Source organism: Gammaproteobacteria bacterium, assembly GCA_033344735.1.
Classification (GTDB): domain Bacteria; phylum Pseudomonadota; class Gammaproteobacteria; order UBA4575; family UBA4575; genus UBA1858.
In genome coordinates this window covers 410,434-428,136 of sequence record JAWPMW010000001.1, presented here as the reverse complement: position 1 = coordinate 428,136, position 17,703 = coordinate 410,434, and the positions used below count along the sequence as shown (strand labels likewise).

17 protein-coding genes are annotated in these 17,703 nt (G+C 40.2%); 7 read left to right on the top strand and 10 right to left on the bottom strand.

The features are described from left to right. Positions 1-2: 2 nt before the first annotated feature. The 6 genes from mltG to fabD all read right to left on the bottom strand — a co-directional run bounded on the left by mltG (position 3) and on the right by fabD (position 5,390). Positions 3-992 (bottom strand): endolytic transglycosylase MltG, encoded by a 990-nt coding sequence (gene mltG, locus R8G33_02240; GenBank protein ID MDW3094472.1) that lies wholly within the window; start codon positions 990-992, stop codon positions 3-5. Between the two features lie 3 nt (positions 993-995). Then, positions 996-1,817, bottom strand: coding sequence for an aminodeoxychorismate lyase (gene pabC, locus R8G33_02235; protein MDW3094471.1), 822 nt, complete (start codon positions 1,815-1,817; stop codon positions 996-998). A gap of 151 nt (positions 1,818-1,968) precedes the next feature. Continuing rightward, positions 1,969-3,210 carry a beta-ketoacyl-ACP synthase II gene (gene fabF, locus R8G33_02230; protein ID MDW3094470.1) on the bottom strand — a complete coding sequence of 414 codons (1,242 nt, stop codon included), beginning with the start codon at positions 3,208-3,210 and terminating at the stop codon, positions 1,969-1,971. A gap of 69 nt (positions 3,211-3,279) precedes the next feature. Beyond that, a complete protein-coding gene (gene acpP / locus R8G33_02225) occupies positions 3,280-3,513 on the bottom strand; it encodes an acyl carrier protein (GenBank protein MDW3094469.1) in 234 nt (77 codons plus the stop codon). Between the two features lie 195 nt (positions 3,514-3,708). Continuing rightward, the gene (gene fabG, locus R8G33_02220) at positions 3,709-4,449 is read right to left on the bottom strand and encodes a 3-oxoacyl-ACP reductase FabG (protein MDW3094468.1); all 741 of its coding nucleotides are present in this window, start codon (positions 4,447-4,449) and stop codon (positions 3,709-3,711) included. Continuing rightward, positions 4,443-5,390, bottom strand: coding sequence for an ACP S-malonyltransferase (gene fabD / locus R8G33_02215; GenBank protein ID MDW3094467.1), 948 nt, complete (start codon positions 5,388-5,390; stop codon positions 4,443-4,445). The genes fabG and fabD overlap by 7 nt, the downstream gene beginning before the upstream one ends. Positions 5,391-5,558: 168 nt before the next feature. On the opposite strand from fabD, the gene infA reads away from it, so the two are divergent. Continuing rightward, positions 5,559-5,777 (top strand): translation initiation factor IF-1, encoded by a 219-nt coding sequence (gene infA, locus R8G33_02210; GenBank protein ID MDW3094466.1) that lies wholly within the window; start codon positions 5,559-5,561, stop codon positions 5,775-5,777. A 12-nt stretch (positions 5,778-5,789) separates the two neighbouring features. On the opposite strand, the gene clpA is transcribed toward infA, so the two are convergent. Both clpA and clpS read right to left on the bottom strand, forming a co-directional pair. Then, positions 5,790-8,042, bottom strand: a complete 2,253-nt coding sequence (gene clpA / locus R8G33_02205; protein MDW3094465.1) for an ATP-dependent Clp protease ATP-binding subunit ClpA — start codon at positions 8,040-8,042, stop codon at positions 5,790-5,792. Positions 8,043-8,067: 25 nt separating this feature from the next. Then, a complete protein-coding gene (gene clpS, locus R8G33_02200; protein ID MDW3094464.1) occupies positions 8,068-8,391 on the bottom strand; it encodes an ATP-dependent Clp protease adapter ClpS in 324 nt (107 codons plus the stop codon). A gap of 201 nt (positions 8,392-8,592) precedes the next feature. Between clpS and R8G33_02195 the strand changes: the two genes are divergently transcribed. The 6 genes from R8G33_02195 to R8G33_02170 all read left to right on the top strand — a co-directional run bounded on the left by R8G33_02195 (position 8,593) and on the right by R8G33_02170 (position 14,599). After that, positions 8,593-9,051 carry an NUDIX hydrolase gene (locus R8G33_02195; protein MDW3094463.1) on the top strand — a complete coding sequence of 153 codons (459 nt, stop codon included), beginning with the start codon at positions 8,593-8,595 and terminating at the stop codon, positions 9,049-9,051. A 111-nt stretch (positions 9,052-9,162) separates the two neighbouring features. Then, positions 9,163-10,251 carry a tRNA 2-thiouridine(34) synthase MnmA gene (gene mnmA, locus R8G33_02190; protein MDW3094462.1) on the top strand — a complete coding sequence of 363 codons (1,089 nt, stop codon included), beginning with the start codon at positions 9,163-9,165 and terminating at the stop codon, positions 10,249-10,251. Positions 10,252-10,253: 2 nt separating this feature from the next. Next, entirely contained in the window at positions 10,254-10,721 is a 468-nt protein-coding gene (locus R8G33_02185) for a DUF489 family protein (protein MDW3094461.1), read from the top strand. Beyond that, a complete protein-coding gene (locus R8G33_02180) occupies positions 10,718-10,870 on the top strand; it encodes a DUF489 family protein (protein ID MDW3094460.1) in 153 nt (50 codons plus the stop codon). The genes R8G33_02185 and R8G33_02180 overlap by 4 nt, the downstream gene beginning before the upstream one ends. 122 nt (positions 10,871-10,992) lie before the next feature. Further along, positions 10,993-13,614 carry a bifunctional aconitate hydratase 2/2-methylisocitrate dehydratase gene (acnB, locus tag R8G33_02175; protein MDW3094459.1) on the top strand — a complete coding sequence of 874 codons (2,622 nt, stop codon included), beginning with the start codon at positions 10,993-10,995 and terminating at the stop codon, positions 13,612-13,614. 121 nt (positions 13,615-13,735) lie between these two features. Next, the gene (locus R8G33_02170; GenBank protein ID MDW3094458.1) at positions 13,736-14,599 is read left to right on the top strand and encodes a DMT family transporter; all 864 of its coding nucleotides are present in this window, start codon (positions 13,736-13,738) and stop codon (positions 14,597-14,599) included. Between the two features lie 42 nt (positions 14,600-14,641). Here R8G33_02170 and R8G33_02165 read toward each other — a convergent pair whose 3' ends face one another. Continuing rightward, a complete protein-coding gene (locus R8G33_02165) occupies positions 14,642-16,255 on the bottom strand; it encodes a bifunctional diguanylate cyclase/phosphodiesterase (GenBank protein MDW3094457.1) in 1,614 nt (537 codons plus the stop codon). Between the two features lie 59 nt (positions 16,256-16,314). Then, entirely contained in the window at positions 16,315-17,694 is a 1,380-nt protein-coding gene (locus tag R8G33_02160) for a class II fumarate hydratase (protein MDW3094456.1), read from the bottom strand. Between the last annotated feature and the right edge of the window lie 9 nt (positions 17,695-17,703).

Genomic DNA, 17,703 nt, shown 5'->3' with positions numbered 1-17,703 from the left:
ATTTATTGATTTAATTGATATTTACGTACAGCAGCAAGATGCTCTTTATATGTTTTCGAGAAATAATGAGTACCATCATTTTTTGAAACAAAATATAAATCGCCAGTAATTTGCGGATGTAATACAGCTTCAATAGCAGCCTTACCTACTAAGGCAATCGGCGATGGCGGCAACCCCCTACGCGTATATGTATTATAAGGATTGTCTGTCTCTAAATGCTTGCGTGTTAAATTACCATCAAATTCTGCTCCCAATCCATAAATTACAGTGGGATCAGTTTGTAATGGCATATTTATATTAAGCCTTGAAATAAATACACCTGCTATGATTGGCCGCTCTGATTCAACAGATGTCTCTTTTTCAACGATTGAGGCAAGGATTAATGCTTCATATGGACTTGTAACAAAAGATTCTTCGCTGCGATTTGGCCACTCTTGATCGAGAAAATCGCGTAACAACCTATGGCTTTGACGAATAACATCTATATCTTTAGTCCCAGCAGTAAAAGTGTAAGTATCAGGAAAAAATAATCCCTCCAAGCTCTCTTGTTTAATATTTAGCTCTGTTTTGATTATATTTACATCATCAATAACACGAGCAATCTTGGGGTGATCTTGCAGCAGTTGAAAAAAGTCCTGGAAACGTTTTCCCTCAATGATAGTTAGCTTATATTGAACAGTATTACCCTCAACAAGATCATCCAAAATCTGCATAGGTGATTGCTTCATATTAAATTGATATTCACCTGGTTTAATTTTATGAGTTTTTTCCTCATACATTGCAAGCAGTTTGAAATACAGCGGATGAGTAATAAAATCAGCCTCAACAAGCCGGTGACTAACCTGGTTAAATGTAGCGCCTTGGTCAACAACAACTTCTATCAAGTTATCTTTGGTACTGATAGGATCATTTACATACCGATGCACGTTATGCGCAAACACGCTAGCAGCAATAAGCATAATAACTATAAAAATTGAAAATGCTTTAAGCATAAATCAAACCGGATACAATTTAGTTAAACTTGAGTTAGCTTGCTGCATCATTTTAGAAACCGCCTCACTTACAGGATAGGTTTTACCTTCAAACTGAGTCACTGGCCAAATACCTACCACACTATTGCAAACAAATATTGATTGTGCATTTTTAAATTCAGATAACTGAATATCCTTTTCTACGCATTCTATCCCTGCATGAAAACAATTTCGCATTAACCATTGACGCATCACGCCCAATATTCCGGAAGTTTCTAGAATGGGTGTGAACCACTTTTGATCAGATTCAATAAAAATATTAGTCATTGTTCCCTCAACAACACGACCATCATTTGAGAGCATAATGCCTTCTTGAAACTGTGTATTCCATTCACTGCGCGCCATCACTTGATCCAATCGATTTAAGTGTTTGATTCCTGCCAAGGGCGCATTATCGGGAATTAAGTATTCGCATTTAGTAAGCTGGATACCTTCCTGATAGTAATCAACAGGGATAGATGGCAAGTCATCACGATAAACTATTCGCGTACTAGTGTTATCTTCTTTATCAAAAGCATAACCTCGATTACGCTCACCTCTGGTGATGATCACTTTAACGACACAATCCTCTTGTTGGGCAACTTCGCGGATGTCCGATAGAATAATTGATAAATTTTGTTTGGCCAGACCTAAGCGCTTGCATCCATTTTCCAGACGTTGCGTATGTCCAGCCAATAATATAGGCCGGCCGGCCTCACATAAAATAGTCTCAAAAACTCCATCACCATACAGAAGCCCCCTATCTACAATTGAAAGAGCATCATTTGCTATTCCGTTAACCAACATATTTCTACACCTGTTTTATTTGACTTTATTATTGAAACAAGATGGTAATGTAATCAGGCATGCGAGTCGATGCATTGCTAACAAATCAATGTTATCAATGCATCTACGAAAACTGATTAATTAAGTTACAAAGCTGAAGAATGTTCAGCCGTTAGATATTTTTGAAAGCTAGCGTGCCGTTTGTGCCACCAAATCCAAAAGAATTTGAGATAGCGATATCAATTGATACATCACGTGCCTGATTTGGCACATAATCCAAATCACAGTCAGGATCTGGTGTGGTGTAATTAATCGTCGGCGGAGCTATTTGGTTATGTAGAGCCAGCACAGAGAACAATGCTTCTACACCACCCGCTGCACCTAATAAGTGTCCTGTCATAGATTTGGTCGAACTCACAGCAACCTTGTAAGCATGATCGCCAAATGCGGCCTTAAGTCCATCCGTTTCTGCTATATCACCTGCGGGAGTTGATGTACCATGAGCGTTCACATAACCTACATCTTCAGGGTTAATACCCGCATCAGCAAATGCGTTTTTCATACACTTAGCTGCTCCTACTCCACCCGCTGCAGGTTGCGTCATATGGTGAGCATCACTACTCATTCCATACCCTACCAACTCGCAATATATTCTTGCGCCACGTGCTTTTGCTATATCATACTCTTCAAGAACAAGTACACCAGCTCCATCACCTAACACGAAACCATCTCTATTTTTGTCCCATGGTCGACTGGCTGATTCAGGGTCATCATTATGGGAAGCACATAAAGCTCTTGCCGCCGCAAACCCGCCGATTCCAAGATGACTTGTGGCCATTTCTGCACCACCAGCAATCATCACATCGACATCGCCATATTGAATTAAGCGCGCAGCATCTCCAATACTATGAGTCCCAGTTGCACAGGCGGATACTAGCGAATAGTTTGGTCCACGTAGGCCGTACATGATGGAAAGGTTACCTGAAACCATATTGACAATATTAGAAGGAACGAAGAAAGGTGAAATCCTTTTAGGCCCACTCTTCATAAAGCTTGCGTAGCTTTTTTCGATACCTGGCAATCCACCAATACCAGAACCGATAGAAACACCAATACGATCAGCATTTTCCTCACTGATCTCTAAACCAGCATCTTTAATTGCCTGAGCTCCAGCACCAATTCCATAATGGATAAACGGATCCATCTTCTTTTGATCTTTCTTAGGAATGTAGTCATCAGCATTAAAGCCCTGGACTGCGCCTGAGATTTGCACAGAGAATTCTGACGGGTCAAATACATCAATTTTTGAAATGCCACTTTTGCCAGCACATATGTTCGCCCAGGCAGCATCTACGGTAGATCCTACGGGAGAAACAATGCCTAGACCTGTTACAACTACTCTTCTAGAAGACACGGATGGTGATATTTATTAAGTATAAGGTTTAATCTGTCACTTTTGACTTCACGATAAATTTAGTAATGCTTATTTATTCGCGTTTACGTAATCAATAGCTTGTTTAACTGTCGTAATTTTTTCTGCTTCTTCATCAGGAATTTCACATTCGAATTCTTCTTCCAATGCCATAACCAGCTCAACAGTATCTAGTGAGTCAGCACCTAAATCATCAACAAACGAAGCTGATTCTTTAACTTCTTCTTCACTTACGCCAAGTTGTTCTACAACGATTTGTTTCACTCGTTCTTCAATATTACTCATTAATAAAATCCTCAAAGATATAATTTGTGTGGGAGGAGAAGGGCCGCCATTGTAGTGAAAAGTTTATTCGCAATCTAGTCATTAATGACGTTATTATTTCAGCTAGTTTTAGCAGGGAAATTATAATTTTTTTATCTTTAATAACAATTAGTTACAATGTATATCTATTTCGATACATTAAATCTTATAGTATGCTTACTCCATATGTAGCCCACCATTTATATGCATAGTATGGCCCGTTATATAAGCAGAATCATCTGATGCCAAGTATTTTACTGCCTTAGCAATATCTTCTACTTCCCCTAATTTACCCATGGGGATAGTAGCTAGAATCTGCTGTTTTTGCTCATCACTAAGCTCATCAGTCATATCAGTAGCTATAAATCCAGGTGCCACACAATTGACAGTCACACCTCGATTAGCCACTTCACGCGCTAGTGATTTGGTGAACCCCACCATGCCGGCTTTAGTACTAGCATAGTTAGATTGACCAGGGTTACCTGTCGTACCCACTAAGGATGAAATATTGATAATGCGCCCAGCTCGATTTTTCATCATGCCACGCAAACACGCTTTACTTAACAAGAATACTGAACGCAGATTGGTTTCATAGACTTCTTCCCACTGGTCTAATTTCATTCTCATTAGCAAAGTATCCCGTGTAATCCCTGCGTTATTCACCAAAATGTCAACATTACCATATTGTGCTTTTATGTCTGACATACATTGATCTATTGATTCGCTACTACGCACATCCAACACCATACCTACTCCATCTATGCCTTCTTGGGTTAAATAGTCAGTAATATTCTTTGCACCCTTCTCTGAAGTGGCTGTACCAATCACTCGCGCACCATCTTTGCCTAACTCAATAGCGATACTTTTACCAATACCACGGCTTGCACCCGTGACTAATGTGACTTTTTTATCTAACACTGTTCTTCCTCAATAGTATTTAAAGCAGTTTCAAGCGATGTATTATCGCAAACACACACTGAAGTGAGCGATTTATCTATTCGTTTATGCAGACCTGTAAGCACCTTTCCTGGCCCCACTTCTATCAAACAACTTGCTCCAGCCTGCTTAATAGACTCAATTGTATTCACCCAACGCACTGGTGAATGTAACTGAGCTTGTAAGGCAGATACCAGTTCTCGAGTATCTTGCGGAGAAGCTAAAGTAGCATTCTGAATTACAGGAACACTAGGCATATTAAAATCAACTTCAGTTAATGCACTAGCAAACTTTTCTGCGGCTGGCCGCATTAAACTTGAGTGCGCTGGCACTGATACAGGCAACTTTAATGCTCGCTTTGCTCCTTCTTGCTTAGCTAAATCAATTAATTTCTCAACTGCTTGAGTATGCCCTGCAACCACAACTTGTCCTGGAGCGTTATAATTTACAGCCTCAACAACGGCTCCATCACTACTTATTGATTTACATAATTCATCTAATTCCTGGTTCTCCAAGCCCAACACTGCTGCCATGGCTCCACTTCCTGCAGCCACCGCATTTTGCATAAATTCACCTCTGCGACGTGCAAGTAATGCAGCATCATGAAACGTCATCGCCCCAGCACATGTAAACGCGGACACTTCACCAAAACTATGTCCTGCCATGATAGTTGCTCTTCGCTCAGTTGAATCAGCCCAAATTTTAGATATGGAATAACTCGCTGCGAGCATCGCTGGTTGAGTGTTTTTTGTTTGGTTTAAATCTTCCGCTGGTCCTTCTTGAACCATTTTCCATAAATCCACCTCAATAGCATCAGAGATTTCTTGATAACACTCTCTAACAATTGCAAAACTTTCAGAGAGGTCTTTGACCATACCTACTGATTGAGAACCTTGCCCGGGAAAAACAAATGCGAATTTCATGTTTATTCTCTATTTCCTATTAATATTATTATTTAGTGTTTTTAGCACTTATCTAGCAGCTTATTCATAAAATTTCAGTATTTTCTCATCTAGCTGTCAGAAAAACCTTGTTTTAACTGAATAGATAACGATAATGACGCCTCACCATAAACACATATGAGGAGATGCATGGCAAAAGAAGATCACATTGAAATGGAAGGCACCGTTGTTGAAACTCTACCGAATACTATGTTTCGCGTCGAGCTAGAAAACGGTCATGTCGTCACCGCACATATTTCTGGAAGAATGCGAAAAAACTATATTCGTATTTTAACTGGCGATAAAGTCACTGTTGAACTAACACCTTATGACTTAAGCAAAGGCCGAATCACTTACCGAGCACGTTAACAGCAAAGGCAACTAATGCTGTTCGTTTGATAGATCCAAGTGCAATTTATTATCTTGTACTGTCACTCTCACAGTTCCACCTTTAGCTAAATCCCCAAACAGGATTTCTTCTGACAATGGGCGCTTAATATGCTCTTGTAATACACGCGACATTGGCCGTGCCCCCATTTGCGGATCGTAACCTTCCTCGCCTATCCAGATGCGTGCATCTTCATCAACAATCAAATCAACTTTCTTTTCACTCAATTGACTTTCTAGTTGAGCAATGAACTTGTCCACCACGCTACCAATTGTCAATTTATCCAAACTTTGAAATTGTATAATGGCATCTAAACGATTACGAAACTCTGGTGTGAACATTCGTTTAATAATTTCCATACCATCACTGGAATGATCTTGATTAGTAAACCCAACCGTTGAGCGACTAATTTCTTGTGCGCCAGCATTAGTTGTCATCACCAAAATCACATTTCTAAAATCTACTTGGCGGCCATTAGCATCAGTTAATGTTCCATGATCCATCACTTGTAATAGCAAGTTAAATACATCGGGGTGTGCTTTTTCTATTTCATCAAGCAGCAATACACTATGTGGCGCTTTCAATACCGCATCTGTTAACAAGCCGCCTTGATCAAAACCAACGTATCCTGGAGGCGCACCAATCAATCTCGAAACAGTATGCCGCTCCATGTACTCAGACATATCAAAACGTACCAACTCAATACCAAGTGCTGTTGCCAATTGTCTAGTTACTTCTGTCTTACCTACACCGGTTGGACCAGCAAATAAAAATGAACCAATTGGTTTCTCGTCATCGCCCAATCCCGAACGAGACATTTTGATTGATGTAGACAATGTAGTAATAGCTTCGTCTTGCCCGTACACTACTAACTTCAAATTACGCTCTAAGTTTTTCAATAATTCAGTATCACTGTGTGAAACATTTTTAGAAGGAATACGTGCAATTTTTGCAATAATGCCTTCTACATCTTTAACAGTGATTGATTTCTTGCGTGAGGTCGCAGACTTCAATGTAACAGCTGCCCCAGCTTCATCTATTACGTCAATCGCTTTATCCGGTAGGAACCGATCAGTAATGTAACGCTCAGAAAGTTCTGCAGCAGCCTTTAAAGCTTTATCTGAATATTTAACTTTGTGGTGACCCTCAAACTGGCTACGAATACCTTTGAGGATATGAAAAGTTTCATCTATAGATGGCTCCGAAACTTCTATCTTTTGAAAGCGCCTTGCCAATGCACGATCTTTTTCAAAGATACCGCGATACTCTTGATAAGTAGTAGAACCAATACACTTTAATTCTGAAGTTGCTAATTGCGGTTTAATGAGATTTGATGCATCCATTACACCACCTGATGCTGCGCCTGCACCAATAATAGTATGTATTTCATCAATAAATAAAATCGCGCCTTCCTCAGATGACAATTGCTTTAGAACACCTTTGAGTCGTTTTTCAAAATCGCCACGATATTTTGTCCCAGCGACTAAACCACCAAGATCTAGAGAATAAATAACGCTATCTTTTAGAATCTCAGGCACTTCACCATCGACAATCTTTTTAGCCAAGCCTTCAGCAATGGCGGTTTTCCCTACACCAGCTTCTCCAACTAACAATGGGTTATTTTTTCTACGTCGACATAAAATTTGCATAGTGCGCTCTATTTCATGCGCACGGCCAATCAAAGGGTCTATCTTTCCTGAAGCAGCTAAGGCGTTAAGATTAGTCGCATACTTCTCTAATGGTTTTGCTTCTTGTTCTTGATAATCAACATCAGGATCCATTTCTGGAGGCATTTCCCCAATTTCATCATCCGAAACTTTTGAAATACCATGAGAAATAAAATTAAGCACATCCAAACGAGCGACATCGTTATTCGTTAACAAATACACTGCATGTGATTCTTGCTCACCATAAATTGCAACCAATACATTGGCGCCTGTCACTTCTTTTTTACCTGAGGATTGCACATGAAACACAGCACGTTGCAAAACTCTTTGGAAACCTAACGTAGGAGTTGTTTCACGCTCCTCATCATCATTAAGTAGTGGCGTATTTTCATCGATAAATACATTCAATTCAGAGCTCAATGCCTCAATATTGGCTCCACAAGCACGTAAAATTTCTGCAGCTGAATTATTCTCAGTCAAAGCCAAGAGCAGGTGTTCGACAGTCATAAACTCATGTCGCTTTTCTCTAGCTCTCTTGAACGCAGAGTTCAAACTTGTTTCTAAATCTTTAGATAGCATTTTGTATTGTAATATCCACTTAAATTTACTCAGCTTCTTCCAAATCGCAAAGCAGAGGATGATTGTTTAATCGCGCATATTCATTAACTTGCGATACTTTGGTTTCTGACACTTCTCGAGTAAATACTCCACACACCCCTTTACCATGTGAATGTACATTTAGCATAACTCTAGTGGCCTGCTCACGTCCCATGTTGAAAAAATTTTCTAACACATGCACAACAAATTCCATCGGCGTGTAATCATCATTTAACAACACTACCTTATACATGGGTGGTTGTTTGACCTTAGGACGATCTTCTTCGACCGCTAATCCATCATCATTTTGATATTGATTGTCACTCGACATACAAATAGCACATTGTTACTTTAAGTAAATCATATTATAGGATTCTTACTATCAAGAATCGAATACTCCATAAGACCAGTGTTCTCTCAAAAAGTAGTACAAAAATAATCTTTAAATAGTCTTTTAGTATCAAGTTTTATGCCAAATTTTACTTGCAATTTAACTTTAAATTATAACTATAACTAACTGAATATTATAGATATGCCATCAAATCCACATATCACAGTTGCCTCCATCATTGAGCGAGATGGCAAATACTTAATGGTAAGAGAACTAGCCAATGGCCTTGAAGTGTACAACCAACCCGCCGGACATTGGGAAGTAGACGAAACTTTAGAAGATGCCGCTATTCGAGAAACTCTAGAAGAGACTGCCTGGGAGTTTATTCCAGAGTCGCTGACGGGTATTTATCGTTGGAAACATCCCGAAAAAGACGATGTTTATCTCCGTATTACATTCTCTGGACAGGTAGGCAAACATTTTCCAGAGCAACCTTTAGACAATGGAATTTTAGAAGCTCTGTGGATGACACGAGAGGAAATTGCAAGACTGCCAGAAATTAAGCGTCGCAGCGCCATGGTGCTTCAGAGCATTGATGATTATGAAAGCGGTCGCCGTTGCGACCTTTCTATGTTGAGCGACATAATAGAAACTTGGTAAGCTCCACTCTGATTGATATATAGTCATTTCAAGCAATCAACAGGCATAATGCTTATACCGTAATACCTCATAAATATTCTATAAATAACTTTACATATATTCTTTAACCATATGTCATTAAAGCATATTGTTGTTGGTCTATCTGGTGGTGTCGACTCTGCTATAGCGGCATATTTACTAAAAAAAGCCGGTCATAAGATAGATGCAATATTCATGAAAAACTGGGAAGAAGATGACTCAGACGAATATTGCTCAGCCGCACAAGACTTAGAAGATGCTGAAAAAGTATGCAAAAAACTTGGTATTCCCCTGCGAACAGTTAACTTTTCTTCAGAATACTGGGATTGGGTGTTTGAATATTTTTTAACCGAACACAAGGCAGGACGCACACCTAATCCAGACGTCTTATGTAACACAGAAATCAAATTTAAAGCATTTTTAGATTTCGCCATTGAGTTGGGGGCTGAAAAAATAGCCACGGGACATTATGCACGTTGTCAACAAACAACTAGTGATTACCAATTACTTACCGCCATAGACTCAAACAAAGATCAGAGTTATTTTTTACATGGACTGAATCAACAACAACTAAGTAAATCGTTATTTCCACTAGGCGATATAAGCAAGCCACAAGTTCGGCAACTTGCTGAGGAATTGAATTTACATATTCATGACAAGAAAGATAGCACTGGAATATGCTTCATTGGTGAACGAAAATTCCGTGATTTCCTAAATCAATATATTGATAATAATCAAGGTGATATAGTAGATACCGAAGGTAACGTAATAGGATCTCATCAAGGCACTACCTTCTTCACCATTGGACAGAGACAGGGTTTAGGTATTGGCGGAGTCGCCAGTGCCAGCGAACAACCCTGGTATGTTGTGGATAAAAATATGGAGACTAACCAACTAATTGTCGGCCAAGGCAGTGACCACCCTGACTTGTTCAACAGCAGCTTGATAATTGAGGAAATGCACTGGATAGAACAGTCCTACAAGCATTCTATTAATTCAATTCAGGCTAAAATACGTTACCGCCAATCTCATCAAGCATGCCTGGCAACTGAATTAAAAAACGGCCAATGGCAGCTAGATTTCGAACAGCCTCAACGCGCAGTGACGCCTGGGCAGTATGCGGTGCTTTACGATAACGAACATTGCCTCGGTGGCGGCATAATAAGCCAGCGTATCAATTAATTATGAGCACAGAATATACAAATAAAACTATCGCTTTAGCAGGCATGCATCAAGCATTGTCACAAGTTCAAAACATAGCCTGGGAGGCAGACTACGATTACTCTCAAATCGACGTATGTTTAACCAGTTTATTTGTTCGAAATCCAGACACATATACAGAAGTGTTTGGATCAATTAGTGATTTAAGACCAGGCTTAATCGCATTAAAAACAAGCTTCACCGAAAAACATAACAAGCAAGCATTAGAGCGTGCGCGCTATATGGTTAACCTAATGATGTTGTCTAAAAACTTAAGAGATAACAATCAACTAGGCAAACAAACTGGCACAACCCTTAGCTTATTAGACGAAGCTGCTCATGATTTAGAAAATCAGCGCGACTATGTCATCGAGCGTATTGCCCAACTCTATCAAAACGCTATTAGTCCTCTAACACCACGTGTAATTGTCTATGCGATCCACAAATTTTGAAAAATGATGATAACGCAGCCGCTATTCGCGCTATGTTGTTTGCAGGCCTGCGCGCTGCTTTACTTTGGTATCAGGCTGGAGGAAATCAACTTAATTTGTTAATTGGCAAGTCAAAATACCTCAAAACTATTGATCAGATTCTAGCTTAAAGAAGCTTACTTTCTAAAATTTTTCTACTAGATCCGCTATAATGGGCGGCTCATTTATAACAACCTATCTAAGGTGCCAGCAAGGAAGCTGAGCTGTCACCCAACATGTGGAGTCCAATATTGTGTTAGATGCTTATCGCGAACATGTAGCAGAACGAGCTGCTCTGGGAGTCGTCCCTCAGCCATTATCCCCGGAACAAACAGCAGATCTAGTCGAATTACTTAAAAATCCACCTACGGGTGAGGAAGAGTTTATCCTCGATCTACTTATTAACCGCGTGCCAGCTGGTGTTGACCAAGCTGCTTACGTGAAAGCAGGTTTCCTTGCGGCTATCTCAAAAGGTGAAACTTCATCCCCGCTTATCGACAAAGTAAAAGCCGTTGAACTACTCGGCACCATGCTTGGCGGCTATAACATTGCCCCACTGATTGATGCGCTAGATGATGAGTCACTTGCATCCGCCGCGGTTGAAGCACTGTCACATACGCTACTGATGTTCGATGCGTTTTATGACGTTGAAGAAAAAATGAAAGAGGGAAATGCACATGCGAAGAAGATTATTGAGTCGTGGGCGAATGGTGAATGGTTTACTAGCAAGCCTGAGTTAGAAGAAAAAATTACTGTCACTGTGTTTAAAGTAACTGGTGAAACAAACACAGATGATCTTTCACCAGCACCAGATGCTTGGTCTCGTCCAGATATCCCTTTACATGCTGTCGCCATGCTAAAAATGGAACGTGACGGTATAACACCAGACGAACAAGGCAAAGTTGGTCCAATCAAACAGATCGAAGCGCTAAAAGAGAAAGGTCATCCTCTAGCGTATGTTGGTGACGTTGTTGGAACAGGGTCATCACGTAAATCTGCCACTAACTCTGTACTATGGCATATGGGTCGCGATATTCCTTTTATCCCTAATAAGCGCGATGGTGGATATTGCCTCGGTGGAAAAATTGCGCCTATTTTCTTTAATACAATGGAAGACGCGGGTGCATTGCCTATCGAATGTGATGTCACCAGCCTAGCTATGGGTGATGTAATCGATATCTACCCTTACGAAGGTGTCATTAAAAACAATGCAACAAGCGAAACTATTTGTGAGTTCGGACTAAAGACTGACATACTGTTGGATGAAGCTCGTGCTGGCGGCCGAATCCCGTTAATTATTGGGCGTGGCTTAACTACACGTGCACGTGAATCTCTTGGTATGGGCTCAAATGATCTATTCCGTGTTCCTGTACCTGCTAAAGACACCGGCAAAGGTTATACGCTTGCACAGAAGATGGTGGGAGTCGCTTGTGGTACTGATGGCATACGCCCCGGTACTTATTGTGAACCTAAAATGACAACTGTAGGCTCACAAGATACAACAGGCCCGATGACACGTGATGAATTAAAAGATTTAGCCTGTCTCGGTTTCTCGGCAGATCTTACAATGCAATCTTTCTGTCATACCGCAGCATATCCAAAGCCTATTGACGTTGGGACTCACCATACACTCCCGGATTTCATTATGAATCGTGGCGGTGTTTCATTGCGTCCAGGTGACGGCATTATTCACTCATGGTTAAACCGTATGTTACTGCCAGATACTGTGGGTACTGGTGGTGATTCACATACGCGTTTCCCCATTGGTATTTCATTTCCCGCAGGCTCGGGGCTAGTGGCATTTGCTGCGGCGACCGGTGTCATGCCTCTGGACATGCCAGAATCAGTTCTTGTTCGTTTTAAAGGTGAAATGCAACCTGGAATTACGTTGCGAGATCTGGTTAACGCGATCCCATATAAAGCACTTGAGCTGGGTCTGCTAACAGTGGAAAAGAAAGGCAAGAAAAATATTTACTCTGGTCGCATTCTTGAAATTGAAGGCTTACCCAATCTTAAAGTAGAACAAGCGTTTGAATTATCAGATGCCTCTGCGGAACGTTCTGCAGCAGGTTGTACTATCAAACTGGATAAAGAACCTATCATTGAATATCTAAATTCAAATATCGTCATGCTTCGATGGATGATTGCCAATGAATACGGTGATGCGCGTACATTAGACCGTCGCATAAAAGCGATGGAAAAATGGTTAGCTAACCCAGAGCTAATGGAAGCTGATGCTGATGCTGAATATGCAGAAATCATCGAAATTGATATGAATGAGATTAAAGAACCTCTTCTTGCATGCCCGAATGATCCTGATGATGTGAAAACACTGGCGGATGTTGCAGGCACTCCCGTGGATGAAGTTTTCCTTGGTTCATGCATGACCAATATTGGTCATTTTCGTGCAGCAGGAAAATTGCTTGAAGCTTATGGTGGCACTATCCCAACACGACTCTGGGTAGTACCACCCACAAAGATGGATGAAAGCCAACTTTCAGATGAAGGTTACTACAGCATTTATGCAGCAGCAGGTGCACGTACAGAAATGCCGGGTTGTTCGCTTTGCATGGGCAACCAGGCACGCGTCGCCGCTAACTCTACAGTTGTTTCAACCTCAACACGTAACTTCCCTAATCGTTTAGGTGATGGTGCAGACGTATTTCTATCTTCCGCGGAAATTGCAGCAGTTGTTTCTATACTTGGAAAAATTCCAACTTACGAGGAATATATGGAGTTCGCCGCACAAATTGATCCAATGGCTGACGATATTTACCGTTACTTAAACTTTAATGAAATCGAAGACTACACAAGTAAAGCATTAGAAGCGGATGCAAGACTGGCGGAAATAAATATTAAGGTCGTTAACGGATAATTACATTCCATTTCGTTGATTAAAAAGGCGGACTGATGTTCGCCTTTTTTTATATCTATACAATAGAAATCCAATATTAAAACTATCACTTACCCTGTCATTTGCGTGGCGACATTATTCTATGCACTTCAATAAAATCATCGTCATTGGTAGTTTGTTCGTAATATTGGGCGAAGTGTTTTTTACTACCATGGGTATGATCATTAAAACCCTTGGAGAAAACATTCCAAGCTATCAACTCGTATTTTATCGTAATGTCTTTGCAGTCATTGTGCTTGCACCTTTTTTGTTTCGTCAGCGTTTAACGCATGTAAAAACAAATTGCATAGGCATGCACTTAATACGCTCGATAACAGGTTTAATGGCAATGTATTGCTTCTTCTACGCACTTGCTAATATTGAATTGGCTAACGCAATGTTATTAAAATTAACTGGGCCTATTTTTATACCGATTATTGCAATCCTGTGGATTCATGAAAAAGTAAGCGCGAAAACTTATTTTGGAATTGCGCTGGGATTCTTTGGTGTGATCGTTTTTCTTAATCCCACTGCAGAAGTACAATTTGCATCAATTATTGGTTTAATCGGTGGCGCACTCGCCGCGGCTGCAAAAGTATCAATAAGAAAAATGTCTGACACAGAACCAACAGCAAGAATTGTATTTTACTTTGCATTCTTCGGCACATTATTTAGTAGCGTACCCATGCTCACTAATGAAACGTATTCGCCTAACAGCCAAGAATGGCTATTACTCATTAGCTTAGGTTTGGTTGGCACAGTAGGACAATTCTTCTTAACCAAGGCTTATCACATGGCGCCTGCGAGCCAAGTAGGACCATTCACCTACTCTTCTATCATCTGGGCAAGCCTTGCCGGTTGGTTTTTTTGGAATGAATGGCCTGCAATCAACACATTCATTGGTGCCACATTAATTATTACAGCAGGACTAGTAATTTTATATAGCAAGAAACCATCTAATGAATAACTAATCAGGATACGAGAAAAACATGCGCCTGTTACCTAATCATTAAGCCGATACTTCCTTATTTTCCTGTTCACTTAAATAGATTTCAAATTCTTCAGCAGATAGAGCTTGTGAAAAGTAAAAGCCTTGAGCCTGGTCGCATTTCCATGAACGAAGAAAATTTAACATTTGTTCATTTTCAACGCCTTCTGCCGTGACAGACAGATTTAAACTATGCGCTAGCTGAATCACTGAACGAACAATCTTTTCACTAGAATTATCACTTAAAGCACTTAATACAAAACTTTTATCTATCTTGACCTCATGCACAGGCAGACGCTGCAAATATTCCATAGATGAATACTGCGTACCAAAATCATCTATACAGAATAGAACGCCATGAGGTGTCACTTGCTTCATAAAATCAAGCATTTCTTTAACATCGTCCAGACTAGCTGTTTCTGTAATTTCAATTTTAAGTCGCTTACCATAACGCGGGTTATTTTCTAGCGTTTCGATTATATAATCTAATAAAGAGTGATTCTTGAAACTCTTAATAGACATATTAACAGCCACTCTAATCTTTAATTCTTTCTCTACCCAAAGATCGACTTGTTCAAATAACATCTCAAATACAAGTAAATCTAACTGATGAATCATTCCATTTCTTTCTGCAAGCTCAACTAACTCACCCGTGCCAATTGATAACCAGTTTTCTTCAGGCAAACGAATTAGTGCTTCTACACCGATAACTTGTAATTCTTTTAAAGATACTTGAGGTTGGTAGTAAAGCTGGAATGACTTTTCTTCTAAACCTCGTTGTAACACAGTCAGAATGTCATTATCTGCCTTTTGAACAGGGGTGATTGCATCGGCCACAATCACTTCCATTCCACGATCACACGCTTCTAATGCGGCAGACTGAGCATACTTCAATACTTCATCAAAGGGATGATCTTTATAATATGCCACGCCAATAAAAGGGAATATGGGCGCTTGTTCTGTGGCAACTTGTACAGGCACTTTTATACTCTTTAATATGTTCTCACAAATTGTATGAACATTTTCACGCTGTTTAAGATCATTAACATACACTGCAAATAAATTTTCATTCAACCTTGCTACATAGTCTGTTGTTCTTAGTGTCGCATGAATTCGTTGAGCAACAGTTCTTATGACAAAGTCGGAAACACCAAAGCCCACACGCCGATCCAGCTGGCGCAAACCAGAAATTAAAATGACCATAACTGCAGGATAGTAAGGGCTATCTAAACTATGTTTAGTTAATGCTCTCTTAGTTCTTTCTAAAAAGATAGGATACTTAGGCAAGCCAGTACTTGAATCATGTTCTGTCTGTCTTTTTTCAAGTTGCCTGAAATACTCTCGCTCTTTAACCACAATATTAGAAGCGAGCAAGAAAACGATGCTACAAATAATTAACAGTGCTCCACCTGTATAAACAGCCAAGCTGATTTCAGAAATAAAGATAATGCCGAAAACTAGAAATAGTAATGCACTGACCAAGAACACAAAGAATGCTAAAAATAGCAAGGCACCAATAGACATGCGTGATTCATATTTAATAGGAACACGCTTGTGCAACCGCACAAAAGCGAAGGCACTTAATCCAGCGACAAATGCCAGATAGAAGAACTGGAAAACTGTAGTTACTTGCATAACCCTATTGTATACAAGTAACTACAGTGATTTATCGGATTGTTCTACACTCTAAAAAACTAGAGACCCTGAATGCCACCTTTCGTCAGTTGAGCCGGGTCTAGAAGCTTGACAAGCTCTTCTTCTGACAGATCTGTTAACTGCATTGCGGACTCGATCACAGTTAGCCCCTCTGCATATGCTTTCTTAGCAACAGCCGCCCCTTTTTCATACCCGATCACACTATTAATAGCTGTTACAAGAATTGGGTTACGACTCAAAGCATCTGTTAACGCTTCTTCATTCACCGCAAAATCATCAATTGCTTTATCCGCCATTAGGCGGGCGCTATTCGCCAATATCTTGATACTTTGGATTAAATTATAAGCAATCACTGGTAGCATCACATTTAATTGGAAGTTTCCGGCTTGACCAGCAACGGTAATGGTCGCGTCATTACCAATGACTTGTGCACATACCATGGCGGTTGCTTCTGGAATTACCGGGTTCACTTTTCCCGGCATAATACTACTGCCTGGTTGTAATGCTGGTAATGCAATTTCACCCAGACCAGCAAGTGGTCCAGAGTTCATCCAACGTAGATCATTTGCAATTTTCATCATACTAACTGCCACAGTTTTTAACTGTCCGCTCATTTCTACCGCAGCGTCTTGTGAGCTTAATGCTTCAAACTTATCTGGCTTAGTACTAAATGGAATATTTGTTAACGAGGTAAGATGCTTAACTAATTTGTCGGCAAAATCAGGATGAGCATTAATACCTGTGCCAACGGCTGTGCCTCCTTGAGCAAGCTCATATAAAAAGCCTAATGCATGTTTAATTCTCGCTTGGCCATTTTCAATTTGTGTCGCCCAAGCATTCAATTCTTGTCCCAAAGTGACTGGCATGGCATCCATAAGATGGGTGCGGCCAGTTTTTACGTAGCCATCTACTTGTTTAGCTTTACTACGCAAAGAATTTGAAAGATGCTCTAGAGCTGGTAATAATTCTTCATGAATCGCCAGACATGCGCTGACATGAATCGCTGTAGGAATAATATCATTAGAGCTTTGTCCCATATTGACGTGATCATTTGGATGCACATCCACAGAAGCAATATGAGAGATCACTTCATTGGTATTCATATTACTGCTAGTCCCTGAACCAGTTTGAAAAACATCCACTGGGAAATGTTCATCAAGTTCGCCACTACTGACTTTTTTTGCTGCATCGACAATGGCATTGGCTATTTTATGGTCTAGCAAGCCCAGCTCTTGATTAGCCATTGCACAAGAAGCTTTTAATAATCCTAAAGCTTTTATAAACTCTCTTGGCATAGTCAAGCCGCTGACAGGGAAATTATTCACCGCACGCTGAGTTTGAGCACCATATAAAGCGCCTTTAGGGACTTGTAACTCACCCATGCTGTCTTTTTCTATTCTGTATTTGTCACTACACATATTGTTTTC

Coding starts and splice junctions, on each gene's coding strand:
- mltG (MDW3094472.1), bottom strand. CDS start 992: ATGCTTAAAGCATTTTCAATTTTTATAGTTATTATGCTTATTGCTGCT.
- pabC (MDW3094471.1), bottom strand. CDS start 1,817: ATGTTGGTTAACGGAATAGCAAATGATGCTCTTTCAATTGTAGATAGG.
- acpP (MDW3094469.1), bottom strand. CDS start 3,513: ATGAGTAATATTGAAGAACGAGTGAAACAAATCGTTGTAGAACAACTT.
- fabD (MDW3094467.1), bottom strand. CDS start 5,390: ATGAAATTCGCATTTGTTTTTCCCGGGCAAGGTTCTCAATCAGTAGGT.
- infA (MDW3094466.1), top strand. CDS start 5,559: ATGGCAAAAGAAGATCACATTGAAATGGAAGGCACCGTTGTTGAAACT.
- clpA (MDW3094465.1), bottom strand. CDS start 8,042: ATGCTATCTAAAGATTTAGAAACAAGTTTGAACTCTGCGTTCAAGAGA.
- clpS (MDW3094464.1), bottom strand. CDS start 8,391: ATGTCGAGTGACAATCAATATCAAAATGATGATGGATTAGCGGTCGAA.
- R8G33_02195 (MDW3094463.1), top strand. CDS start 8,593: ATGCCATCAAATCCACATATCACAGTTGCCTCCATCATTGAGCGAGAT.
- mnmA (MDW3094462.1), top strand. CDS start 9,163: ATGTCATTAAAGCATATTGTTGTTGGTCTATCTGGTGGTGTCGACTCT.
- R8G33_02185 (MDW3094461.1), top strand. CDS start 10,254: ATGAGCACAGAATATACAAATAAAACTATCGCTTTAGCAGGCATGCAT.
- R8G33_02170 (MDW3094458.1), top strand. CDS start 13,736: ATGCACTTCAATAAAATCATCGTCATTGGTAGTTTGTTCGTAATATTG.
- R8G33_02165 (MDW3094457.1), bottom strand. CDS start 16,255: ATGCAAGTAACTACAGTTTTCCAGTTCTTCTATCTGGCATTTGTCGCT.
- R8G33_02160 (MDW3094456.1), bottom strand. CDS start 17,694: ATGTGTAGTGACAAATACAGAATAGAAAAAGACAGCATGGGTGAGTTA.